Below are 333 nucleotides of genomic sequence, written 5' to 3' on the forward strand. Positions count from 1 at the left end.
CCAAGGTGCTTCCGGTACGAAGGATCTGGCTCCAACAAGGGGAAGCGGAAAATGAAGAACATTGGTCAGGCGCCAGTGGCGGATCAAAGCGGCGCGCATCGGGGCACGAGCATGTCCTGCTTCTATCCAGGCATGAAAGGCGTGGGCAGAGCCAAGAAGAGGGCCTGATCTGACACGATACTTGCTGAGCCAACCTGAAGCCTCTTCTATGGCGTTGCGTTGCGTATCTGTTGGCCTAACCAACCACTGATATTGCTCAAACGCAGCGTGGAGAGCGTCCACAGACGTTCCGCGTTCATAAATATCACATCCGAGTGGTACTGATCTCAAACC

Annotated in this window: 1 pseudogene; it reads right to left on the reverse strand. The window is 54.7% G+C overall.

Annotated elements, in window-relative coordinates:
* Positions 1-282, reverse strand: a pseudogene (locus CSR02_RS16750) (hypothetical protein); the annotation flags it as partial.
* Positions 283-333 lie beyond the last annotated feature (51 nt).

Origin of the sequence: Acetobacter pomorum, assembly GCF_002738225.1 — a bacterium.
GTDB classification, from domain to species: Bacteria; Pseudomonadota; Alphaproteobacteria; order Acetobacterales; family Acetobacteraceae; genus Acetobacter; species Acetobacter pomorum.